The 21,051-nt window shown below is 70.3% G+C and carries 23 protein-coding genes; 6 read left to right on the forward strand and 17 right to left on the reverse strand.

The window, feature by feature from the left end; genetic code table 11:
* Positions 1-3: 3 nt before the first annotated feature.
* The 7 genes from ccsB to hemL all read right to left on the reverse strand — a co-directional run bounded on the left by ccsB (position 4) and on the right by hemL (position 7,099).
* Positions 4-966 (reverse strand): c-type cytochrome biogenesis protein CcsB, encoded by a 963-nt coding sequence (gene ccsB / locus ACIBQ1_RS44950; protein WP_397287113.1) that lies wholly within the window; start codon positions 964-966, stop codon positions 4-6.
* Entirely contained in the window at positions 956-2,515 is a 1,560-nt protein-coding gene (locus ACIBQ1_RS44955) for a cytochrome c biogenesis protein ResB (RefSeq protein ID WP_397287115.1), read from the reverse strand. Before ACIBQ1_RS44955 ends, ccsB begins: the two co-directional genes overlap by 11 nt.
* The gene (locus ACIBQ1_RS44960; protein WP_397287117.1) at positions 2,515-3,237 is read right to left on the reverse strand and encodes a cytochrome c biogenesis CcdA family protein; all 723 of its coding nucleotides are present in this window, start codon (positions 3,235-3,237) and stop codon (positions 2,515-2,517) included. The genes ACIBQ1_RS44955 and ACIBQ1_RS44960 overlap by 1 nt, the downstream gene beginning before the upstream one ends.
* Positions 3,230-3,796 (reverse strand): TlpA family protein disulfide reductase, encoded by a 567-nt coding sequence (locus ACIBQ1_RS44965; RefSeq protein WP_397287119.1) that lies wholly within the window; start codon positions 3,794-3,796, stop codon positions 3,230-3,232. The genes ACIBQ1_RS44960 and ACIBQ1_RS44965 overlap by 8 nt, the downstream gene beginning before the upstream one ends.
* A gap of 71 nt (positions 3,797-3,867) precedes the next feature.
* Complete coding sequence (locus ACIBQ1_RS44970; RefSeq protein WP_397287121.1) at positions 3,868-4,506, reverse strand: histidine phosphatase family protein; 639 nt, start codon at positions 4,504-4,506, stop codon at positions 3,868-3,870.
* A 62-nt stretch (positions 4,507-4,568) separates the two neighbouring features.
* Positions 4,569-5,489: a LysR family transcriptional regulator gene (locus ACIBQ1_RS44975; protein ID WP_397287123.1), complete on the reverse strand. Its 921-nt coding sequence runs from the start codon at positions 5,487-5,489 to the stop codon at positions 4,569-4,571.
* A 320-nt stretch (positions 5,490-5,809) separates the two neighbouring features.
* On the reverse strand, positions 5,810-7,099 hold the full coding sequence (gene hemL / locus ACIBQ1_RS44980) for a glutamate-1-semialdehyde 2,1-aminomutase (RefSeq protein WP_397287125.1): 1,290 nt from the start codon (positions 7,097-7,099) through the stop codon (positions 5,810-5,812).
* A 106-nt stretch (positions 7,100-7,205) separates the two neighbouring features.
* Between hemL and ACIBQ1_RS44985 the strand changes: the two genes are divergently transcribed.
* Complete coding sequence (locus tag ACIBQ1_RS44985; protein WP_397287127.1) at positions 7,206-7,439, forward strand: type II toxin-antitoxin system VapB family antitoxin; 234 nt, start codon at positions 7,206-7,208, stop codon at positions 7,437-7,439.
* Positions 7,436-7,846, forward strand: a complete 411-nt coding sequence (locus ACIBQ1_RS44990) for a PIN domain nuclease (protein WP_397287129.1) — start codon at positions 7,436-7,438, stop codon at positions 7,844-7,846. Before ACIBQ1_RS44985 ends, ACIBQ1_RS44990 begins: the two co-directional genes overlap by 4 nt.
* A 2-nt stretch (positions 7,847-7,848) precedes the next feature.
* On the opposite strand, the gene ACIBQ1_RS44995 is transcribed toward ACIBQ1_RS44990, so the two are convergent.
* The 6 genes from ACIBQ1_RS44995 to ACIBQ1_RS45020 all read right to left on the reverse strand — a co-directional run bounded on the left by ACIBQ1_RS44995 (position 7,849) and on the right by ACIBQ1_RS45020 (position 14,167).
* Positions 7,849-8,478: a bifunctional DNA primase/polymerase gene (locus tag ACIBQ1_RS44995; RefSeq protein WP_397287131.1), complete on the reverse strand. Its 630-nt coding sequence runs from the start codon at positions 8,476-8,478 to the stop codon at positions 7,849-7,851.
* A gap of 268 nt (positions 8,479-8,746) precedes the next feature.
* The gene (gene hemB, locus ACIBQ1_RS45000) at positions 8,747-9,730 is read right to left on the reverse strand and encodes a porphobilinogen synthase (protein WP_397287133.1); all 984 of its coding nucleotides are present in this window, start codon (positions 9,728-9,730) and stop codon (positions 8,747-8,749) included.
* Between the two features lie 39 nt (positions 9,731-9,769).
* A complete protein-coding gene (locus ACIBQ1_RS45005; RefSeq protein WP_397287135.1) occupies positions 9,770-11,290 on the reverse strand; it encodes a uroporphyrinogen-III synthase in 1,521 nt (506 codons plus the stop codon).
* Between the two features lie 35 nt (positions 11,291-11,325).
* Positions 11,326-12,240: a hydroxymethylbilane synthase gene (gene hemC, locus ACIBQ1_RS45010; RefSeq protein ID WP_397287137.1), complete on the reverse strand. Its 915-nt coding sequence runs from the start codon at positions 12,238-12,240 to the stop codon at positions 11,326-11,328.
* On the reverse strand, positions 12,237-13,493 hold the full coding sequence (locus ACIBQ1_RS45015) for a glutamyl-tRNA reductase (RefSeq protein ID WP_397287139.1): 1,257 nt from the start codon (positions 13,491-13,493) through the stop codon (positions 12,237-12,239). Before ACIBQ1_RS45015 ends, hemC begins: the two co-directional genes overlap by 4 nt.
* Positions 13,490-14,167 carry a redox-sensing transcriptional repressor Rex gene (locus ACIBQ1_RS45020; protein ID WP_397287141.1) on the reverse strand — a complete coding sequence of 226 codons (678 nt, stop codon included), beginning with the start codon at positions 14,165-14,167 and terminating at the stop codon, positions 13,490-13,492. The genes ACIBQ1_RS45015 and ACIBQ1_RS45020 overlap by 4 nt, the downstream gene beginning before the upstream one ends.
* A 114-nt stretch (positions 14,168-14,281) precedes the next feature.
* Here ACIBQ1_RS45020 and ACIBQ1_RS45025 point away from each other — a divergent pair, with 114 nt between their 5' ends.
* Positions 14,282-14,518 carry a glutaredoxin family protein gene (locus ACIBQ1_RS45025; RefSeq protein WP_355378682.1) on the forward strand — a complete coding sequence of 79 codons (237 nt, stop codon included), beginning with the start codon at positions 14,282-14,284 and terminating at the stop codon, positions 14,516-14,518.
* Here the strand turns inward: ACIBQ1_RS45025 and ACIBQ1_RS45030 are convergent.
* Entirely contained in the window at positions 14,508-15,998 is a 1,491-nt protein-coding gene (locus ACIBQ1_RS45030) for a putative quinol monooxygenase (protein ID WP_397287143.1), read from the reverse strand. The genes ACIBQ1_RS45025 and ACIBQ1_RS45030 overlap by 11 nt on opposite strands.
* Positions 15,999-16,176: 178 nt before the next feature.
* Here ACIBQ1_RS45030 and ACIBQ1_RS45035 point away from each other — a divergent pair, with 178 nt between their 5' ends.
* The 3 genes from ACIBQ1_RS45035 to ACIBQ1_RS45045 are packed head-to-tail and all read left to right on the forward strand — an operon-like array spanning position 16,177 to position 18,410.
* Entirely contained in the window at positions 16,177-16,815 is a 639-nt protein-coding gene (locus tag ACIBQ1_RS45035; protein ID WP_355378686.1) for a sigma-70 family RNA polymerase sigma factor, read from the forward strand.
* 59 nt (positions 16,816-16,874) lie between these two features.
* Positions 16,875-17,516 (forward strand): DUF5667 domain-containing protein, encoded by a 642-nt coding sequence (locus ACIBQ1_RS45040; protein ID WP_397287145.1) that lies wholly within the window; start codon positions 16,875-16,877, stop codon positions 17,514-17,516.
* An 18-nt stretch (positions 17,517-17,534) separates the two neighbouring features.
* Positions 17,535-18,410 carry an HAD family hydrolase gene (locus ACIBQ1_RS45045; RefSeq protein ID WP_397287147.1) on the forward strand — a complete coding sequence of 292 codons (876 nt, stop codon included), beginning with the start codon at positions 17,535-17,537 and terminating at the stop codon, positions 18,408-18,410.
* 164 nt (positions 18,411-18,574) lie between these two features.
* Here ACIBQ1_RS45045 and ACIBQ1_RS45050 read toward each other — a convergent pair whose 3' ends face one another.
* The 3 genes from ACIBQ1_RS45050 to ACIBQ1_RS45060 are packed head-to-tail and all read right to left on the reverse strand — an operon-like array spanning position 18,575 to position 21,010.
* Positions 18,575-19,576 carry an LCP family protein gene (locus ACIBQ1_RS45050; RefSeq protein WP_397287149.1) on the reverse strand — a complete coding sequence of 334 codons (1,002 nt, stop codon included), beginning with the start codon at positions 19,574-19,576 and terminating at the stop codon, positions 18,575-18,577.
* A 2-nt stretch (positions 19,577-19,578) separates the two neighbouring features.
* Complete coding sequence (locus tag ACIBQ1_RS45055) at positions 19,579-20,157, reverse strand: RNA polymerase sigma factor (RefSeq protein WP_397287151.1); 579 nt, start codon at positions 20,155-20,157, stop codon at positions 19,579-19,581.
* 58 nt (positions 20,158-20,215) lie between these two features.
* Positions 20,216-21,010 (reverse strand): SDR family NAD(P)-dependent oxidoreductase, encoded by a 795-nt coding sequence (locus tag ACIBQ1_RS45060; RefSeq protein WP_397287153.1) that lies wholly within the window; start codon positions 21,008-21,010, stop codon positions 20,216-20,218.
* Positions 21,011-21,051: the final 41 nt, after the last annotated feature.

A 21,051-nucleotide genomic window follows, 5' to 3' on the forward strand; every position in this document is an offset into this window, starting at 1 on the left:
CGATCAGACGTCGGCGTAGCTGTGCAGCCCGCTGATGAAGATGTTGACGCCGATGAGGTTGAACATCAGGCAGGCGAACGCCACGAGCTGCACGATCGTCGCGGCCCTGCCCCGCCATCCGGCCGTCACCTTGGCGTGCAGGTAGGCGGCGTAGGCCACCCAGGTGATGAACGACCAGACCTCCTTGGGGTCCCAGCCCCAGTAGCGGCCCCACGCCCGGTCGGCCCAGAGCGCGCCCGCGATCACCGCGAACGTCCACAGCGGGAACGAGAAGACGATCGCCCGGTGCGCCACCCGCTCCAGGTCGGCCCGCGAGGGCAGGCGGGACATCCCGTCGCCGCGCACCAGATAGAGGACCCCGGAGACGCCGGCCAGCGTGAACAGGCCGCTGGAGATGATCGCGGCGCTGACGTGGATGGCGATCCAGTACGAGTCCAGCGCGGGCACGACGGGCCCGGCCGCCGTGTAGAAGAACTTGACCGCCAGCCCGAGGCCGAGGGCCGCCGTGAGCGTCACGAAGGCGCCGAGGAAGCGCACGTTGTAGCGGATCTGGGTGCCGAGGAACGCGGTCACGGCGGCGAAGCAGATGGCCACCACGAACTCGTACATGTTGCCCCACGGCCACCGGTCCACGGCCAGGCCGCGGGTGGCGATGGCGGCGAGGTTGGCCGCCCAGCCCAGCCAGGCGAGCGCCAGGGCCACCGTGCCGGCCCGCGACGGCTTGCCCGCCGCCTCCGGCGCGGCGACCGCGCCGTCGATCGGGGGCGTCACGTCAGCCGCGTCGGCCCCGGCCGCTCCGACCGCGACCGGCTGCCTGACCTCGGACCGGTCGGCGGCGGCCGCCTTGTCCGGCCGGGCCCTGCCGAAGGCCAGCTCGATCGCGAACCCGACCATGGCGAAGAAGTAGAGCAGAACGGCGGCGACGACGAAAAGGTCGCTCAGCTCCGCGAGTTGCTCAGCGGACATCCTTTTCTCCTGCGGATAGAACCTTGACGATGTCGGCGAACTCCTCGGCGAAGCCCGCCGCGGAGCCTTCTGTACGGGTGAGGCCGCCCACCTCGACCACGCCGTTCCCGATCCGCACGAACACCCTGCGGCGGCGGATCATCAGGGAAGCCGCGATGGCGACGACGGCCGTGGCGGCGGCGAGCAGCACCGGCATCCGCCCGGGGTCGTAGGCGGTCTGGAGCGTGATCCACTGCTTGACCCCGGTGAACTCCAGCTTGCCCGCCCCCTTCGGCAGGTCGATCGACTGACCGACCGCGAGGGGCTTGGGCACGCTCTTGCCCATGATCAGCGGGGTGAGCTTCTTGATGAGCTCGGGCGGCGCGAGCTCGTAGACCGACTGCGGCCGGCCGGAACGCAGCCCCAGGTCGCCGCTGAAGGCGCCGACGAGCTGCACCTCGGGGTTGAGCTCGCCCGGGAAGGCCGAGGCGTACGTGCCGTCGGTCAGCGGCACGCTGGTGGGCAGGAACTGCAGCAGGAACCCCAGCTGCGCCGGCTGGGCGTCGGGCACCTTGACCACGCACCCCGAGGTCATCGTGGCCTTGGCCTCGATGAGGCACGGCACCGGGCCCTCGAAGGCGACCTGCCCCTTGCCGTCGGTGACCTTGAAGGTGGGGGCGTAGCCGTTGCCGATCAGGTACGTCTGCGTGCCGTTGATCTCCAGCGGGTCGTTGACCTTGAGGTCGTACTCGCGGGCGGGCGACCCGGGCGAGTCGTTGACCTTCAGGCGGGCTGTGTAGTCGAGCGCCTGGCCGCGCTTCTCTCCCGTCACCTGGTAGGCGACGTCGAAGTCCTCCAGCTGGAAGGAGAACGGCTCCAGCGACTCGGCCGAGACCTGGCTGCCGGGGATGAACCGGTCGTAGGCGGCCACCGTGTTGGCGAACCCGTCGCCCTCGACGACCAGGACGTTGCCGCGGTAGCCGAACAGCGAGCCGAAGCCGACCGCGAACAGGATGCCCATCAGGGCGACGTGGAAGAACAGGTTTCCGGTCTCGCGCAGGAAGCCCTTCTCCGCGGACACCCACCCGTCGCCGCTCACGACGCGGAAGCGCAGCTTGCGCAGCCGCGCGGCGGCCTCGTCGACGCCCAGGTCGCTCTCGAACGAGGCGGAGTGGGGCAGGCGCGACAGGCGCTTGGGCGCGGCCGGCGGCTTGCGGCGCAGCTCGCGCAGGTAGGTGGCGGTGCGCGGGATGATGCAGCCGATCAGCGAGGTGAACAGCAGCAGGTAGATCGCCGCGAACCAGACCGAGGTGAACACCTCGAAGAGCTGGAACCTGTCGTACCACTGGGCCAGCGTGGGACTCTGGTCGTAGAGCCGGGCCACCTTGTCGGGGTCGACACCGCGCTGCGGCACCAGCGAGCCCGGCACCGAGGCGAGCGCGAGCAGGAAGAGCAGGATCAGCGCCGTCTTCATCGAGGTGAGCGTGCGCCAGCCCCACCGCAGCCAGGCGACCAGCCCGAACCCCGCCTGCTGCGGCTCCTGCTCCTTCTCCAACTCCTGGACGCTCATCAGATCACCGGCACAAATCCGCCGATCAGGCCCTGCATGGCAGCGATCATCTCTCCCCACAGCCCGGTCACGAGCAGCACCCCGACGGCCACCATCATGCCGCCGCCGATCCTGGTGATCAGGCGCGAGTGCTTGCGGATGGCCCGGAACGTGCGCAGGGCCTTGCTGTACGCGAGCGCCGCGCCCACGAACGGCAGCCCGAGACCCAGCGCGTACGCGACGGCCAGGAGGGCGCCACGCGTGGCGCTGCCCTCGTTGAGCCCGAGCGCCAGCACCACGGCCAGCGTGGGCCCGATGCACGGCGTCCACCCCAGCCCGAACACCACCCCGAGCAGCGGCGCCCCGGCCAGCCCCGCGGCGGGCACCTTGTGGATGCGCACGTCGCGCATCAGCCCGGGAACGAGCCCCAGGAACGCGAGCCCGAGCAGGATGGTCAGCACTCCGAGCACCCGCGTGATGATCTCGATGTGGTTCAGCATGACCGAGCCGAGCCCGCCGAACAGCGCCCCGCTGAGCACGAACACCAGCCCGAACCCGGCCACGAACAGCACCGTCCCCAGCACCAGCCGCCCCCGCCTGGGGTCGGCGCTCATGCCGGTCACGTACGACAGGTAGCCCGGCACCAGCGGCAGCACGCACGGCGACAGGAACGACACGACCCCGGCCAGCACCGCGATCGGCAACGCGAGCAGCAGCGAGCCCGAGGCCACGACGTCACTCATCGCGCACCTTGGTCACGGTGCCGAGCAGGTCGGTGTACTTGACGGCGCCGAGCGCCCGGGCGGCGATCCTGCCCTGCTTGTCGATGATCAGGGTGGACGGGATGGCCGCGGGCGGCACCGTGCCCTGGAAGGCCAGCGCGACCTTGCCCGGCTGGTCGAAGATGTGCGGGTAGCCGGTCTCCTCGGTGCGCTCGAACGCCAGCGCGTCGGCCTGGCGGTCCTTGAAGTCGACGCCGATGAACTCCACGCCACTGGCCTTGGTCTTGGCCGCGACCTCCTTGAGCACCGGCGCCTCGGCCCGGCACGGCCCGCACCACGACGCCCAGAAGTTGAGCACCACGACCTTGCCCTTGTGCGCGGCGAGCGAGGCGGTGGCCCCGTCGAGGGTCGGCCCCTGGACCGCGGGCGCGGGCTTGCGCTCGGCCGCGTCGAACACCTGCATCTTCCCGTCGCCGGCGACGAAACGGGTGTCGCCCGCCTGCGGCTGGCCGCCCTGGTTGCCCGCGCAGCCCGCGACCAGCAGACCGAGGAGGACGAGAGAGATGGACTTGGCGCGCACGGAGGAAGATCTCCTTGTACTACAACCGGTAGAGCTTGCAACTCTACCGGGGAGCCCCCTCGCTCCGGACATCAGGCCCCGGGAACGGACGGACCGGTCTGAAGCGACCCCGCGGGCTCGCTGTAGCCGATGCTGACGAGGCGGTCGCCGTCGAAGGTGAGCGTGGTGAGGCTGGCCAGCGCGCACTGCCTGCGCCGCGGATCGTGCCAGAGCCGGCGGCCCTCGGCGGCCGACCTGATCATCCAGATGGGGAGCTGGTGGCTGACGAGCACCACCTCGTGCCCGCGGGCCGCCGCCCTGGCGTCGTCGATCACCGACTTCATCCGCTTGACGATCACCGGGTACGGCTCGCCCCAGGACGGGCGCAGCGGATTGTAGAAATAGCGATAGTTGCGCGGGTTTCGCAGGATCGCCAGGCCCTGGCCCACCGGCCGGCCTTGGAGCATGTTGCCCGCCTCGATCAGGCGCTCGTCCTGGACGACGTCGAGGCCGAGCTTCTCGGCGAGGGGCGCCGCGGTCTCAAGGGCGCGTTCCAACGGTGAGCTGAAGATGGCGACGATGTCACGGCCGCCCACGGCCTTGGCGACCGTCTCGGCCATGAGCCTGCCTGTCTCGGACAGGTGGTAACCCGGGAGCCTGCCGTACAGGACGCCTGCGGGGTTGTACACCTCGCCGTGGCGCAGCAGGTGGACGACGGTGGTTTCAGCCATGGTGCGCACAGCCTATCCGCTCGGCCTCGGTGAGCAGCGGCAGCCCCGCGTGGCGGGGAGGCTCAGCTGACGGCCCAGGCGTTCTCCTGCGTCCTGCTCGCCTCGGCCAGCGCCTCCACCATGGCCCTGATCGCGGGACGGCGGGCCGCGTCCGTGCGCCACACGGCGTAGATGCGCCGCGTCTGGCGCGGCCTGATCGGGATGAGGCGCACGGCGTCGGGCACGCAGTCCCGGCCGAGCCGCGGCACGATCGCGCACCCCAGCCCGCCCGCCACCAGCGCGAGCTGGGTGGGGTATTCGTCGGCCATGCACGCGATCACGGGCTCCACCGAGGCGCTGCGCAGGGTGAAGACGAGCCAGTCGTGGCAGACGGTGCCGGGAGACCCGCTGATCCAGTGGTCGTCACGCAGCTCGGCCAGCGCCAGCTCCTTGCCGTGCGCCAGCGGGTGGTCGGCGGGCACCGCGATGTCGGCCACGTCGTCGAGCAGCGTGGCCTTGGACAGGCCGTCGGGCAGGGCCATGGGCCGGTTGAGCCAGTCCTGGATGACGCCCAGGTCCAGCTCGCCCCTGGCCACCTCGCGCACCACCCGCTCCGGATCGCGCTCGCTGAGCTGGACCCACAGGTCGGGGTGGCGCTGCCGGAGCGAGACGAGCGCGCCGGGCATGAGGCCGCGCACGGCGGTGGGGAAGGCCGCGATGTTCAGCCGGCCGACGACCTCGCCGCGTAGCGCCTCGAAGTCCGCCTCGGCGGTCTCGACCAGGGCGAGGATGCGCTCGGCGTGCTCGGCCAGGAGGCCGGCCGCGTCCGTGAGGCGCACGCCGCGCCCGTTGCGCTCCATGAGCCTGGCGCCGGTCTCGCGCTCCAGCTTGGCGATCTGCTGGGACACCGCCGAGGGCGTGACCATCAGCGCGTCGGCCGCCGCTCCGACCGACCCGTAGACGTGGACCGCATGTAGGGCCTTGAGCCGGTTCAAGTCCAACATGTAAGTCATCCTAAATGGTTTAGCGTAGAAAGTCTCGCTTGTGGTTGAATGTGTAGCGGATGAAAATAGATGCATGAGAATCATCAAGACGAAGAAGCAGCAGCCGAGCTCCGTGTCGTACCTCAAGGTGCTGGCCGACCAGGCTCGCGAGCAGCGCATCCGCTACCAGAAGCCCGCTCGCTGAGCGCGGCTCCGCCACCTCACCCCCGCCGTCGGCCGCACGGCCGACCAGGGGTCCCGTGGCGCCGGGCCGCCCGGGGTGGCGGCCACCATCGTGTTGTTCGCGGTGACGCCGCTCAGGGAGCGGCTCACCGCCCGCGTCAGAGAACGGCCGCGGCCGCCTTTGCCGCCACCGGCAGGGCCTCGGCCACGCGGCTCAGCGCCTCCTCATCGTGGGAGGCCGACAGGAACCACGCCTCGTACGCCGACGGCGGCAGGTAGACCCCCTGGTCGAGCATCGCGTGGAAGAACGCGGTGAACGCGGCCGTGTTCTGCGTCTTGGCCTCGGCGAAGTTCGTCACTTCCGCGTCCGTGAAGAAGATCGAGAACAGGTTGCCCGCCCGCTGCAGCCGGTGCGGCACCCCGGCGGCCGACAGCGCCTCGGAGGCGGCGTCGCCGACGGCGAGCGCGGCGGCGTCGACGCGCTCGTACGCCTCGGCGTCCAGGGCGCGCAGGGTGGCCAGCCCGGCCGCGCAGGCCAGCGGGTTACCCGACAACGTCCCCGCCTGGTAGACGGGCCCCTCCGGCGCGAGCAGGGCCATCACCTCGGCCCGTCCTCCGAAGGCCGCGGCGGGCAGGCCGCCGCCCATGACCTTCCCGAACGTCATCAGGTCGGCCTCCACCGGGTCCAGGCCGTACCAGCCGGCGGGCGAGACCCGGAACCCCGTCAGCACCTCGTCGACGATGAGCAGCGCGCCGTGCTCCGTGCACAGCTCGCGCAGCCGCGCGTTGAACCCGTCCTTGGGCGGGACGATCCCCATGTTCGCCGGGCAGGCCTCCGTGATCACGCACGCGACCTCCGCCTCCGCGAACGCCGCTTCGACGGCCTCGACGGAGTTGTACGGCAGCACGATCGTGTCCGCCGCCGACGCCCCGGTCACGCCCGGCGTGTCGGGCAGCCCGAACGTCGCCACCCCGGACCCGGCCGCGGCCAGCAGCGCGTCGACGTGCCCGTGGTAGCAGCCCGCGAACTTGATCACCTTGGACCGCCCGGTGAACCCCCTGGCCAGCCGCACCGCGCTCATCGTCGCCTCGGTGCCCGAGCTGACCAGCCGCACCTTCTCGACCGGCGCCACCCTGGCGACGATCTCCTCGGCCAGCTCCACCTCGCCGGGGGTGGCGGTGCCGTAGGAGAACCCGTTGGCGACGGCGCCGGACACGGCCTCGACGACCGCGGGGTGGCGGTGCCCGAGGATCATGGGGCCCCAGGAGCACACGAGGTCGACGTACCGGTTGCCGTCGACGTCGGTGATGTGGGGGCCCTGGCCGGAGACCATGAAGCGCGGCGTCCCGCCGACCGCGCCGAAGGCCCGCACCGGCGAGTTGACGCCCCCGGGCACGATCCGGCGGGCGCGGTCGAACAGGTCCTCGGAGTTCTGTGTACGGCTCACCCGACCCAGGTTAGCCGGGGCATGCGGCGGTCTTCGTCACGGGCACGACGAGAGCTATGGTGGCCATGTATGCAACGCTTGTTGGTTACCAACATGAGGAGGAGACGTGTCAGTCACTCAGATCGACATCGATGACAACGCCCTCAAAGAGGCCATGCGCATGATGGGCACGACGACGAAGAAGGAAACGGTCAATCTCGCTCTCCGGGAGTACGTCGCTCGCGTCAAGCGGATCGAGGCACTGGAGAAGCTCGCTACCAGAGCCCAACGCGGCGAATTCGACGAAGCCTCAGCCGCGCGCCAGGCGGCGAGAGCTGCCTGGAAAGACGCCCTCACGTGACGTCCTACCTCATCGACGCCTCCGCGCTGTGGTACCTGCTGCGCAACACCGAAGTGCTCGAGACATGGAACGACCGGATCACCACGCAGCCGTTGCGGATCTGCGAGCCGACCAGGACGGAGTTTCTCCATTCGGCCATGAGCCCTGCTCACAGAGACGAACTGGAGGACGAACTCAACACTCTTTGCGAACTTGCGCCCGTCCCCGAATCAGCCTGGCGATGGGTGGAGAGCGCGCAGTACAAGCTGACGCAGAGAGGACAGCACCGCTCCGCTGGAGTGGTTGATCTGCTGCTGTGTGCGACAGCCGTACACCACGGGCTCACGGTGCTGCACGTTGACGACGACTTCGCCACGGTGGCGAAGGTCATGCCAGAACTGGACCAGCGCGACATCCGCCGGTTCTGACCTCAGTCGGCCAGCCACTCCAGGATGCGCAGCGGGTCGGGCAGCGGCTGGCCGTTCGGCGGCCGGAGCCAGGAGACGGACTGTCCCGTGGGAAGGGTCGAGGGGGGCGCGAGGACGTAGCTGTCACGGCAGTGCCACCGCAGCCCGGGCGTGTCGTCGATCGTGGCGGGATCGCAGTCGAGCTGGCACGACCACCACTCGTCCTCGTCCTCCGGATTGCCCCGCGTGGCCACGTAAAACAAGACCCGGTCGCCGTTGGCGGCGACCGGGCCAGGGTGTGCTCCGGCGTTGTCGATCCTGGTGAGGGCCGACAGGCCGATGGCGAGCGGTACGTCGAAGACGTCGAACACGCGTCCGGTGGGCAGTATCACGTTGGCCTCGGGCTCGGCCTGCCACCAGCGCGCCAGCAGCGCCGTGTCCGTGGTGGCCTGCAGGTGCCAGGCGGGCGACAGCGGATGGGCACCCGGGTCGGGACAGCCGAGGCGGTCACAGGAGCAGGCGCGATGCCCCTGACTCGGCGGATGCGCGCCCGGCACGACGGGCCACCCCAGGGCGGCGTATTCGAGCACGGAGCCGATGCGTGTCGGCCGCGACCGTTTTCTGGTACGCCGAGCCAGTGGTACCCCCACCATTGGTGTCTCCCGTCGAGTCCCAGTGCCTGAGGAGGTCCCGGCTCCGGGGCAGCCATCCGCGCCACGCGGGACACACCAGCACTTGTCATCGCACTCTAACGCACACGTCACACGAGTTGTCGGGAAACCCCTTGGTTGCCGCGATGGATCCGCAGCGTAGCGAGGACATCCATCGCGGCACGCGAGCGGAAGCTCGCCAATCAGATGCGCGATGGATCCGCAGCGTAGCGAGGACATCCATCGCGGCTAGCGAGCGAAAGCTCACCGATCAGATGCGCCGTGCCACTTCCGTCGCCCAGTACGTGAGGATCAGGTCGGCGCCCGCGCGCTTGATCGCGACCAGCGACTCCATGATCATGCGGTCCCGGTCCACCCAGCCGTTGGCCGCGGCCGCCTCGACCATGGCGTACTCGCCGCTCACCTGGTAGGCGGCCACCGGCACGTCCACCTCGTCGCGCATGCGGGTGATGACGTCGAGGTAGGCCAGCGCGGGCTTGACCATGACGATGTCGGCGCCCTCGGCGAGGTCGAGCCGCACCTCGCGCAGCGCCTCCTCCAGCGGCCCTGCGGGGTCCTGCTGGTGGGAGCTGCGGTCGCCGAACTGCGGCGCGCACTCGGCGGCGTCGCGGAACGGCCCGAAGAAGGCGGAGGCGTACTTCGCCGAGTAGGCCAGGATCGGGACGTTCGCGTAGCCGGCCCCGTCAAGAGCGGAGCGGATCGCCCCCACCTGGCCGTCCATCATCCCGCTCGGCGCCACCATCTGCGAGCCCGCGGCGGCCTGGGCCACCGCGATCGAGGCGTAGCGCTCCAGCGTGGCGTCGTTGTCCACGTCGCCGGACGGGGTGAGGATCCCGCAGTGCCCGTTGTCGGTGAACTCGTCGAGGCAGGTGTCGGCCATGACCACGACCGCGTCGCCGACCTCGGCGTTCACGTCACGCAACGCCACCTGCAGGATCCCGTCGGGATCGTCGGCGGCCGAGCCCCGCGCGTCCTTCACCGCGGGGATCCCGAACAGGATGATCCCGCCGACGCCCGCCTCCGCCGCCTCGTGCGCGGCCTTGCGCAGCGAGTCGCGGGTGTGCTGCACGACGCCCGGCATCGAGGCCACCGGCTGCGGCTCGGCGATGCCCTCCTTGACGAACGCGGGCAGGATCAGGTCGGCGGCGTGCAACCTGGTGCCCGCCACCATCCGGCGCAGGGCGGGGCTGCGACGCAGCCGCCGCGGCCGGGCCACCGGGTACTGCGCGGTCATACGCCACTCCTCAATCGCGAAAACGCGAAGGCTAAGAATTCACCTGGGTCTTCTCCTGGCGCCCCGGCGGTTCTGCGACGGTCTGCGCGGGGTGTCGCCGGCCGCCAGCGCCGCCTGGCGCTGCTTGGCTCCGTATTCGGCCACCGCGGCGGCCAGGGCGGAGGCCGACGGCCTGTCGGCCATGACGTCCACCCGGAGCCCGAACTCCTCGGCCGTCTTGGCCGTCTGCGGCCCGATGACCGCGATCACCGTGACGTTGTGCGGCTTGCCCGCGATGCCCACCAGGTTGCGCACGGTGGACGAGGACGTGAAGAGCACGGCGTCGAAGCCGCCGCCCTTGATCGCCTCGCGGATGGGCGCGGGCGGCGGCGCGGCCCGCACGGTGCGGTACGCGGTGACGTCGTCGCACTCCCAGCCCAGCTCGGTGAGCCCGGCCACCAGCGTGTCGGTGGAGATGTCGGCCCGCGGCAGCAGCACCCGGTTGATCGGGTCGAGCATCGAGTCGTACGGCGGCCACTCGGCCACCAGCCCCTCGGAGGACTGCTCCCCCGACGGCAGCAGGTCGGGCTTGACCCCGAACTCGACCAGGGCCCGCGCGGTCGCGTCGCCCACGGCCGCCACCTTGAGCCCGGCGAAGGCCCGCGCGTCGAGCCCGTACTCCTCGAACTTCTCGCGCACCGCCTTGACCGCGTTGGCGCTGGTGAAGGCCACCCACTCGTAGCGGCCCGTGACCAGGCCCTTGATGGCGCGGTCCATCTGCTGCGGCGTGCGGGGCGGCTCGACCGAGATGGTCGGCACCTCCTCGGGCACCGCGCCGTACGCGACGAGCTGCTCGGACAGGCTGCGCGACTGCTCCTTGGTGCGGGGCACCAGCACCCGCCAGCCGAACAGCGGCTTGGTCTCGAACCACGACAGCTTGTCGCGCAACCCCACGGCCTCGCCGACCACGATGAGCGCCGGCTCGGTGAACCCGGCGTGCTTGAGGTCGGCCTGGAGCCGGCCGAGCGAGGACACGACGGTGTACTGCTCGGTGGTGGTGCCGCCGCTGCTGACCGCGACGGGCGTGCTGTCGGGCTTGCCGCCCGCGATGAGCGCCTTGCCGATGGCCACGGCGTCGCCGATGCCGTTGTAGATCACCAGGGTGCCGCGGCAGGCGGCGTGCGCGGCCCAGTCCTGCTCCCGCGCGGCGTCCACGATGCGGAACTCGGGCACGGAGCTGGCGGCCGGGATGCCCGCGTACGTGAGCACGGCGGTCGCGGGCGGCACGCCGGGAACGATCTCGAAGTCCACCTCCGCCGCGGCGCAGGCCGCGACCTCCTCGGTGATCGAGGAGAACAGCATGGGGTCGCCCTCGCACAGGCGCACCACGAGCTGCCCGTGCTTGGCCCGCTTGACCAGCCCGTCCTTGGTGTCGTCGTTCTCCACGACCTCGACGCCTTCGCGGCAGTGGCGTAGCAGCGGGCGGTGGGCCTCGTCGCCGAGCACTACGGCGTCGGCCTTGGCGAGCAGCTCGGCGGCGCGGAGCGTGAGCAGGTTGGGATCGCCGGGTCCCGCGCCCACGAACGCGACGATTCCGGAGGTTGGACTATCGGAGCTCAATGGGAATGCTCCCCCATCAATCTGTCGGCTCCTTCGGCGATCATCTCGGCAGCCAGGAGGCGGCCCAGGTTCGCAGCCTCCGAAGGAGAGCCGGCGGCGGACTTGCGGACCGCCGTGCGGCCGTCGACGGCGACGACCACGGCGGTCAGGTTCAGAGTGTGCCCGTCATCGACCGCGAAAGCACCCACCGGAGCGGAGCAACCAGCCTCGAGAGCCGCCAGCACGGCTCGCTCGGCGGTCACCGCGGAGCGCGTGCGCGGGTCGTCGAGAACACTCAAGAACTCGATGAGGTCGGCCCTGTCGGACCTGCACTCCACGGCCAGCGCGCCCTGACCGGGAGCCGGCAGCAACTCCTCCACCTCGAATATCTGTGCGATTTCGGCGTCACGGCCGATCCTGGTCAGGCCGGCCGAGGCCAGCACGACCGCGTCGAGCTCACCTGAGGTTACCTTGCCGATACGCGTGTCCGCGTTGCCGCGGATCGGGACGTACTCCAGGTCGGGCCGCAGCGCGCTGAGCATGGCGATCCGGCGCAGCGAGCCGGTGCCGACCCTGGCGCCGGGCCGCAGGTCGGCGAACTTGTGCGGGCCGACCAGCGCGTCGCGGTGGTCGTGCCGGGCCGGGATCGCCGCCAGCGTGAAGCTCGGCTCCTGCTTGGTCGGCAGGTCCTTCAGCGAATGGACGGCGAAGTCGACCTCGTCCTCCAGGAGCTTGTCGCGCAGCGCGCTGACGAACACTCCCGTGCCGCCGAGCTGCGCGATCTGGGCCTTGGTGACGTCGCCGAACGTCGTGACGCCCACCAGCTCGACCGCGCGCCCGGTGAGCCGCGTGTAGGCGTCGGCCACCATCTGGGACTGCGTGGTGGCCATCAGACTGCGGCGGGTCCCCAGCCGCAGAGCTTCCGACGTCACAGCTCCACCTCTCTCACGGCCTCGGGCATCTTCGGATCGAGATCGAACAGCTCACGCAGCGCTTCCGCATAATGATCGCCTCCTGGGCAGGTGGCGAGCCGCTTGACACGCACGGTGGGCTCGTGCAGCAGCTTGTCGACGACCCGCTGAACGGTCATGGCCACCTCGTCGCGTGTTTTCTCGTCCAGGTCGGGCACCCGCATGAGCAGCCGGCCGAGCTCCGACTCGACCACGCCCGCCGCCTTGCTGCGCAGCGCCACGACGGTCGGGGTGACCCTGGCGGCCCGCTCGGCGTCGAGGTAGGCACGCAGCTCCTCGGCGACGAGCGCGCGTACGGACTCGACGGCGTCGCCGCCGCGGGAGCCGATCCCGGACTCCTGGATCGTCTCCAGATCCACCAGCGTAACGCCGGGCACGGACCGAACGGCCGGGTCCACGTCGTGCGGCAGCGCCAGGTCCAGCAGGAACGCCGGCCCGCTCAGCATTTCCGGCGTGATGACGTGGCGCCCGGCGCCCGTGCAGGTGATGACGATGTCGGCCACGGCCAGCTCGTCGGCCACAGCGGCGAAGCCCACCGCCCGGCCGCCGACGGACTCGGCCAGCCGGGCGCCGCGCTCGAACGTGCGGTTGGCCACCACGATGTCGGTGACCCCGGCGCGCGCCAGCGTGGCGGCGGCCAGCGAGCTCATGGAGCCGGCCCCGACCACCAGCGCCCGCCGCCCGGCCAGGTCGCCCGCCAGGGCCAGGCCGGCGGAGACGAGGGAGGCGCCCGCCTTGTCGATGCCGGTCTCGTGGTGCGCCCGCTTGCCGACCCGCAGCGCCTGCTGCACCAGCTCGTTGAGGGTGGCGCCGACGCTGCCCTGGCGCTGCGCCAGCTTGAGCGCCTGGCGGACCTGCCCGAGGATCTGGCCCTCGCCCACGACCATGGAGTCGAGCCCGCACACCATCGAGAACAGGTGCTCGACGGCCCGCTCCTCGTAGTGAACGTAGAGGTGGGGCGTCAGCTGCTCGACCGGGACGCCCGAGTGGACGCCGAGCAGGCCGCTGATGGCGGTGACGGCGGCGTGGAAGCGGTCGACCGTGACGTAGACCTCGACCCTGTTGCAGGTCGAGACCACCATGGCCTCCGCGACGCAGGGGTCCTGCTGCACGTCGTGCAGGAGTTTGGCGAGCGCGTCGCCCGTGACCGAGACGCGCTCCAAAAGCGCCACCGGAGCGGTCCGGTGGCTGAGTCCGATAGCCAGAACACTCATTGACTGTCCACCGCCATGAGTGGCCCCCCAGCCTTGCGTTGCTCGTGGAACGCGAGAATCTGCAGTTCGATAGATAGGTCGACTTTACGGACATCGACGCCGTCCGGCACGGAAAGTACAACCGGGGCGAAGTTCAGGATGCTGGTCACGCCCACGGAAATCACGCGATCGCACACTTCCTGCGCCGCTGCCGCCGGTGTCGCCAGAACCACGATCGAGACTCCACGCCGCTTGACGACGGCTTCCAGTTCGTCGATGTGCTCAACATTCAACCCCGCGATGGTGTCGCCCACGACTTCGGGGTCGGCGTCCACGAGGGCCGCGACCCGGAAGCCCCTGGAGACGAAACCGCCGTAGTTGGCCAGCGCGCGGCCGAGGTTGCCGACTCCGACGATCGCGACCGCCCAGTCTTGGGTCAGGCCGAGCTCGCGGGAGATCTGGTAGACGAGATACTCGACGTCATAGCCTACGCCGCGGGTGCCGTACGAGCCGAGGTGTGACAGATCCTTGCGGAGCTTGGCCGAGTTGACGCCGGCGGCCACGGCCAGGTCCTCGGAGCTGACCGTCGCGATGCCCCGCTCGGCCATCCCGTTCAGCGCCCGGAGGTACAGCGGAAGCCTGGCGACCGTCGCCTCGGGTATGCCGCGGTCACGGGGCTGGGACGGGCTTCTCACGTGCCGGAGCTCCAGGGGACGGGCGGTGTGGGGACCGCGTGACGGAATCGAACCGTCTTTCAGGTTAATCCCTTTGTGAACCGATGCACAAAGTCGCGACGGTAGCGTGTGCCTATGCATCGCATCACCTTGCTCGGCAAGCCCGGCTGTCACCTCTGTGAGGACGCGCGAGAGATCATCGCCAAGGTCGCGGGCGAGCTCGGGGTGCCGTGGGAGGAGATCAGCATCGAGTCCTCCGAGGAGCTTCAGGAGAAGTACTGGGAGATGATCCCGGTCACGCTGATCGACGGCGTGCAGCACGACTTCTGGCGGGTCGACGAGGCCCGGCTGCGGGCCGCCCTCAGTACATAGCCGTCGGGAGCGGCACCACCTTCGCGGCGTTGACGTTGAGCTCGATGACGTTGGTGGCCAGCACCATCGGCTGCCGCTCGTTGAGGAACCTCTCGACGTGCGGCTGCCGCTGGTGGTCGCGGTAGGCGACCTCGTCGCGGTAGAGCTCGTAGACGATGCGCTGCAGGGGGGCCGACTTGACCGCGTGGCAGGCGTATACGAGCGTGTCGGGCTCGCCCCGGCGCACGGCCTCGACCGTCGCCTCGGCCAGCCGGTCGAACGCCTCGCCGGCGCCGTCCACGATCGTGAAGACGGTGAGCAGGCCGTAGATGGTGGGCGAGGGCTTGCCGGAGCCGGGCTGCTGCTGCGGCACGGGCTGCGGTGCGGGCTGCGGCACGGGCTGCGGCGCGGGCGAGAACAGCTCCGCGCCCGGGTAGACCGCGCCGGTCGCCGGCATCGCGTAGTCGGGGCGCTGGGGCGGCGCCTGCGCGGCGGGCGGCGCGCCGTTCATGATGTAGCCGGTCGAGGGCCCCGAGTCGGGCGGCGCCATGCGCGCGGCGTAGTCGACCTCCTGGTCGCCCGCGCGGTATTCGGCCACCAGATCGCCCAGGCCGGACGACCTGCGCGGCGGCGGGGGCGGAAGCCCCGGGCCGCCCGGCACGGGCTCCGGCATGCCCCTGGGGCCCGGCGGGCGCTGCATGGGCGCCTCGTCGGGGAACATGGGCCCCTCGTCGCGGAGCTGCGCACGCTCCTCACGGCGCTGAGAGCGCTCGTCCCGGCGCGAAGGGCGCTCGTCGCGGTCGGAGTCGAAGTCGTCCTCGTCGTCGTCCTCGTACGGCGCCAGGGGCCGCAGCACGGTGTACCAGACGGCCGCCGCGGCGACGGCGAGCAGCGCCGTGGTGAACAGCGCCGGCACCGTGAACCTCATCGCGCCCACGAGCGCCATCCCCGAGGGGACGATGACCAGCGACGCGTGGAGGTTGTCGGTGTCGTACTCGTCGCCCTGGCGCCACTTGAGCCCCGCCACGACGAGCATGCCGAGCATGACCAGGACGTCGATGACGTGCACGCCGAGCAGCAGCTTGTCGGGGATGATCGCCCAGAAGTTGGCGGCCGCCGGCAGCGACTTGGCCATCTCCTCGCTCTTGAGCGGGTCGAAGACGAGGATGGCCACCGACACGATCGTCAGGGCGATGCCGAACAGCCATGCGAGGAACCTCGGCGGCGCCTTCTCCGCCAGCAACTGGACCATGCCGACGGCCAGCCAGAGCGGCGCCAGCAACGATCCGGTGATCTGGTAGATCCGGAAAGTGACCGACCCGAACCCGAAGACGTAGCCGAGGCCGATCACGGCCAGTGACAGGCAAAGAGAGACGACTGCAACGGTCCAGGCGATCAACCACCCCTCAGGCTCGTCGCGAAGTCGTTGAATCAGGGCGCCCACCGCTATCGCGGCCAGGATCGCACCGGCGAAAGCTATGACGGCAACGAGGATCTCCATGGTGACTCCAATGCTGCCGGACGAACCTCCCAGCCCGGTAGCCGAAGAGGGAACGGATCGGGAGACACGGTATCTGCCGATTACGCCTAGTCATGCCAGCAAGCTGTGGATTGTGGAATTTCCGGTTGATTTCTAGAGTGTTCGAGCACGCCGCACCCCTTAACCCTAGGGATACCGGATGCCTGACTCGTCACCGTTCGCCGGGCTGCTTGCGCCAGCGGTCGCTGCGCCTGCCCGGACGGGCGAGCCCGCCGTGCGTGAAGAAGTGCCGGACGACGTCCGCACGCTGGTGCTGCACGCCAAAAGTGGCTGCACCGACTCTTTTGGCACGCTCTACGACCGATACGTCGACCTGGTCTACCGCTATATCTACTTCCGGGTGGGGTCACATCAATTAGCCGAGGACCTCACCAGCGAGACCTTCCTGCGCGCGCTGCGCAGGATCGGCGACTTCACATGGCAGGGGCGCGACTTCGGCGCATGGCTCGTGACCATCGCCAGGAACCTGGTCACCGACCACTTCAAATCGGGTCGCTACCGGCTGGAGATCCCGACGGGCGAGATCATCGACGTCCCGCTGGACGGATCACACATTCCGGAGAACGCCGTGGTCAACGCCATCATCAACGACAGGGTGCTGCGTGCGGTCCGAGATCTCAATCCCGAACAGCAGGAGTGCGTGGTCCTGCGTTTCCTGCATGGACTCTCGCTCGCGGAAACCGCGCTGATCATGGGGAAGAAGAGTGGAGCGATCAAAGCGCTGCAGTTCCGTGCCGTCCGGGCGCTGGCCAGGGCACTTAAGCACGACTTGGCGTAACTTCCCCCACCCGCACCTCGTTAGTCAGATGTCACTGCCGGATCAGTCAGGGAGCTGTCATGGGTAGGGCGCGCAGAGAGCGGGAGCTCGTGCTCGAGCATCTCGCGGAGCTGCGCAGCCTGCCGCTCGGAGGCATGCCCGAGCCCGCCTTCCGCCAGCGGCTGCGCGCGGAGCTCCTCTCCGGCGCGCTCTCCTCCCCCCTCGACCCGCCCGAGCAGCGCGAACCCGCTCACCGCCGCCCCGCGCGCCGGCGGCCGCTGCTGTCGCAGCTGGCCACGCTGGGGCTGGCGGCGGCCATGATGATCTCCGCCTTCGCCACGTACCAGTCGGTGCCGGGAGACTCCCTCTACCCGCTCAAGCGCGCCGCGGAGAGCACGCTCGTACGTCTCAGCAGCGACGACGCGGAACGCGGCGAGCGCGAGCTCGCCTCGGCCAAGACCCGGGCCAGGGAGGTCGCCAGCCTGCTCGGCTCGTCCGACGGCGGCCCGCTGGTCGGCAGGACGCTGAAGGACATGGAGGAGTCCACGCGCTCGGGCATCAGCAGGCTGGAGCGGGCGGAGCCGCGCTCCCCTAAGATCAAGACCTTCGCCCGCGACCAGAAGAAGGTCGTCGGGCCGATACTCAAGCAGCTCGACGACACACAACTTGCCCAGGCGGAGGGATACCTTGACTACATCGAGGGTCTGGTCGCGCCTGACTAGGAAAGTAAGCTGAGCGCCATGTGGCGGCTAATTCGACGACGACACGAGGTGGCGCCCGAGGCCGCCGGCGAGGCCGCGGCGCAGGCGGCGGCCACCGTCGCACCGGTCGAGCCGGACCTCCAGGCGGCGGCGTTCTTCGACGTCGACAACACGATGATGCGCGGGGCCTCCATCTACCACTTCGCCAGGGGGCTGGCGACGCGGGGCATGTTCACGACGTCCGACCTGATGAAGTTCGCGGTCGGACAGGCCGTGTTCCGGCTGCGCGGCAACGAGAACCCCGAGCACATCGCGGTCGCCAGGGAGACGGCCCTGGCGTTCGTGGCGGGGGCCAAGGTCGACGACGTCGTACGCCTCGGCGAGGAGATCTACGACGAGGTCATGGCCGACCGCATCTGGGGCGGCACCCGTTCCCTCGCCCAGAGCCACCTGGACGCCGGCCAGCGCGTGTGGCTCGTCACCGCCACCCCCGTGGAGCTGGCCCGCGTCATCGCGCAGCGGCTCGGCCTGACCGGCGCCCTCGGCACGGTCGCCGAGACCCGCGACGGGGTCTACACGGGACGCCTGGTGGGCGACCTCCTGCACGGTCCCGCCAAGGCGGAGGCCGTGCGCGCCCTGGCCCGCCGCGAGGGGCTCGACCTGACCCGCTGCACGGCCTACAGCGACTCGGCCAACGACCTGCCCATGTTGTCGCTGGTGGGCTCGGCGGTGGCCATCAACCCGGACAGCGAGCTGCGGGAATATGCCAGGAAGCACGACTGGCCCGTCAAGGACTTCCGCACCGGCCGCAAGGCCACGCTGACGGCCCTGCCCATCGCGGCCGGCGTGGGCGCCGTGGCCGGCGGCATCGCCGCCGGCATCGCCCTCCGCCGCCACTACCGAAATTCGATTTAGTCTTTTACGGCTGAGCACGGGCGGCCCCTCACCCGCCGCACGTAGCCGGGCTTCTCCAGCTTTTACGGCTGAGCACGGGCGGCCCCACCCACCGCACGGGGCCGGGCTCTGTCCAGGGGGACGGTTACCAGGTGGGCGGGGCTGAGCGCCGTTACGGCGAGTCGTTACCCTCCCAGGCGGTTGAAGAGCTTGGCGGCCTCCGGTTGTTTCCACTGCAGGCGGTTCTTGTCAGCCGGATACGGCACCCACGGGACCGTTACGAGGTTCAGCTTGGTGCCCGACAGCTCGGTGGCCAGCTCGTATATCGACTCCAGGCTCAGATCGGTCTTGACCGACTTGCGCATCTCCCCCAGGAACGACTCGAGCCGCTCGGGCGACGACAATTCCCCCCGGGCCTTCATCAGCATCGCCAGCACGAGCATCTGCTGCCGCTTCACCCGCTGGACGTCCGACCCGTCGCCGTAGCGCCGCAGCCGTACGTAGCCCAGCGCTTCCTCCCCGTTCAGCACGTGCGTCCCGGCCGACAGCTTGAGCTTCGACGCCTTGTCGTCCACCGCCTTGGGCAGCGTGACCTCGACGCCCCCCAGCGCGTCCACCATGCCCTTGAAGCCCGTGAAGTCCACCTCCACCGAGTGCTGGATCCGCAGCCCGGTCAGGGACTCCAGAGTGCGCTTGAGACAGCCCGCCCCGCCGGTGTCGTACGCGGAGTTGATCACGTCGACCCTGGAGGGTGACGAGCCGCAGCGCGGGATCGTGACCATCGAGTCACGCGGGACGCTGACGATGGTGGTGCGGCCGCGGTCGGCGGGGACGTGAACGAGCATTATGGTGTCGGACCGCTTGCCGCCGTTCTGTCTGGGGCCGTACTTGGCGTTGCCGTCGCCCTCGCGAGTGTCGGAGCCGATCACCAGCAGGTTCCGCGTGCCGCTCATGTCCACGGACTGGGAGCCGGCGGGCGGCGTGGCCGTGTGGCGGCCGCTGACGAGCACCGCGGGCACGGCGACGGCGCTCGCCGTGGCCACCGCCACGAGCCCCGTCGTCCACCAGCCGGACCACCTGCGGCGGGGACGGGCGCGCAGCAGGCGTTCGCGCCGGCGGACGAGGGTCGCAGGCGGCTCGTGCCCGATCTCCTCCCCGAGGTCCCGGAGCAGCTTCAGGTCGTCCATCGTCACTCCTCCTCCATGGGGTTGGTGTCGCCGAGTGCGGCCCGTACCTTCCGCCTGCCCCTGTTGAGGCGGGAGCGCACGGTTCCGATGGGGATGCCGAGCGCCCGCCCGACCTCCTCGTACGTGAGGTCGCCCCAGGCGATGAGCAGCAGCACGTCCCGGTCCTTGGCGGGCAGCGCCGCGAGGGCCCCGGCCAGTTCGGCGCGGACGGCCTGGGCGGTGACCCCGGCGGCCACCCGGTCCGCGGGCGACTCCACCTCGGAGTCCACAGGGGCGCGCAGGAGGGCCCGGTAGCGGGTGGCCTCCTTGCGGTGGTGCCGGGAGATGAGCTTGGTGAGGATGCCGAAGAGCCACGGCCGGGCGTCCGGGTACGCCAGGTCGTAGCTCTTCCTGCGCGAGAAGGCGACCAGGAACGTCTCGCCGACGAGGTCCTCGGCCGGCTCGGGACCGAGGCGTTTGGAGACGTACCGGTAGAGCATCGCGGAGTAGCGGTCGAAGAGCTCGGCGAACGCCTCGGGTTCGGTCCACGAGGCGTTCACGAGCTCCGAATCCGCACCCCTGGTGGCGGGTTGCGTGATCATCTCCGCCCTTCTGTGGGGGATCGGTCACGGATGTCTCGCCACAACCCGCCTAAAGGGTTCACAGTTCCTTGAGCTGACCCCCGTCGATCACGAACTCGGCGCCAGTCGTGCTGCCTGACCGCGGCGACGCGAGCAGGACGACCGCGTCGGCGATCTCCTGCGGGTGGACGAGCCGCCCCGTGGCCAGCTTCATCATGGCAGGAGCGAGCTCGGCGATCACGCTCTCCTTGTCGGAGCCGGTCATGCCCGCGATGACCTCGGCCGCGCCGCCCTCCTTGGTCCACCAGTCCGTGAGCACCGGGCCGGGCATCACCGTGTTGACCCTGACGCCCTGGGGCGCGTACTCCTCCGAGACGGACTTGGTGACCTGGTTCATGGCCGCCTTGGCGGCCCCGTAGTCGACGTTCATGGCGCCGGCCTGCCTGCTCATGGTGGAGGAGACGTTGACGATCGAGCCGCCGCCCCGCTCCAGCATGACGGGCAGGGCCGCCCGGATCATGCGTACGGCCGAGAACAGGTTGAACTCGAACATGGCCGCCCAGTCCTCGTCGGAGGGCGTCAAGAACCCGACGCGCGGCAGCGTCGCCCCGGGCGGCGGGCCGCCGGCGTTGTTGACCAGGATGTCGACCCCGCCGAACTCCTCCACGGCCCGCGCCACGACCCGCGCGGGCGCCTCGGGGTCCATCAGGTCGACGGCCACGTGCACGACCTTGTCGGGCAGTTCGTCCGTACGGGTCCGCGAGGCCGCCACGACGTGGGCGCCCTCCTCGGCCAGGGTGGAGGCCACGGCCAGTCCGATGCCCTTGGACGCGCCGGTGACGACGGCGACGCGGCCGGAGAGCTGAAGATCCATGAGCATTCCTTACGGTGTTCGGCGAATTTGTCGCCCGTTGA

The organism is Nonomuraea sp. NPDC050153, assembly GCF_044460125.1.
In the GTDB taxonomy this organism is placed as follows: Bacteria; Actinomycetota; Actinomycetes; order Streptosporangiales; family Streptosporangiaceae; genus Nonomuraea.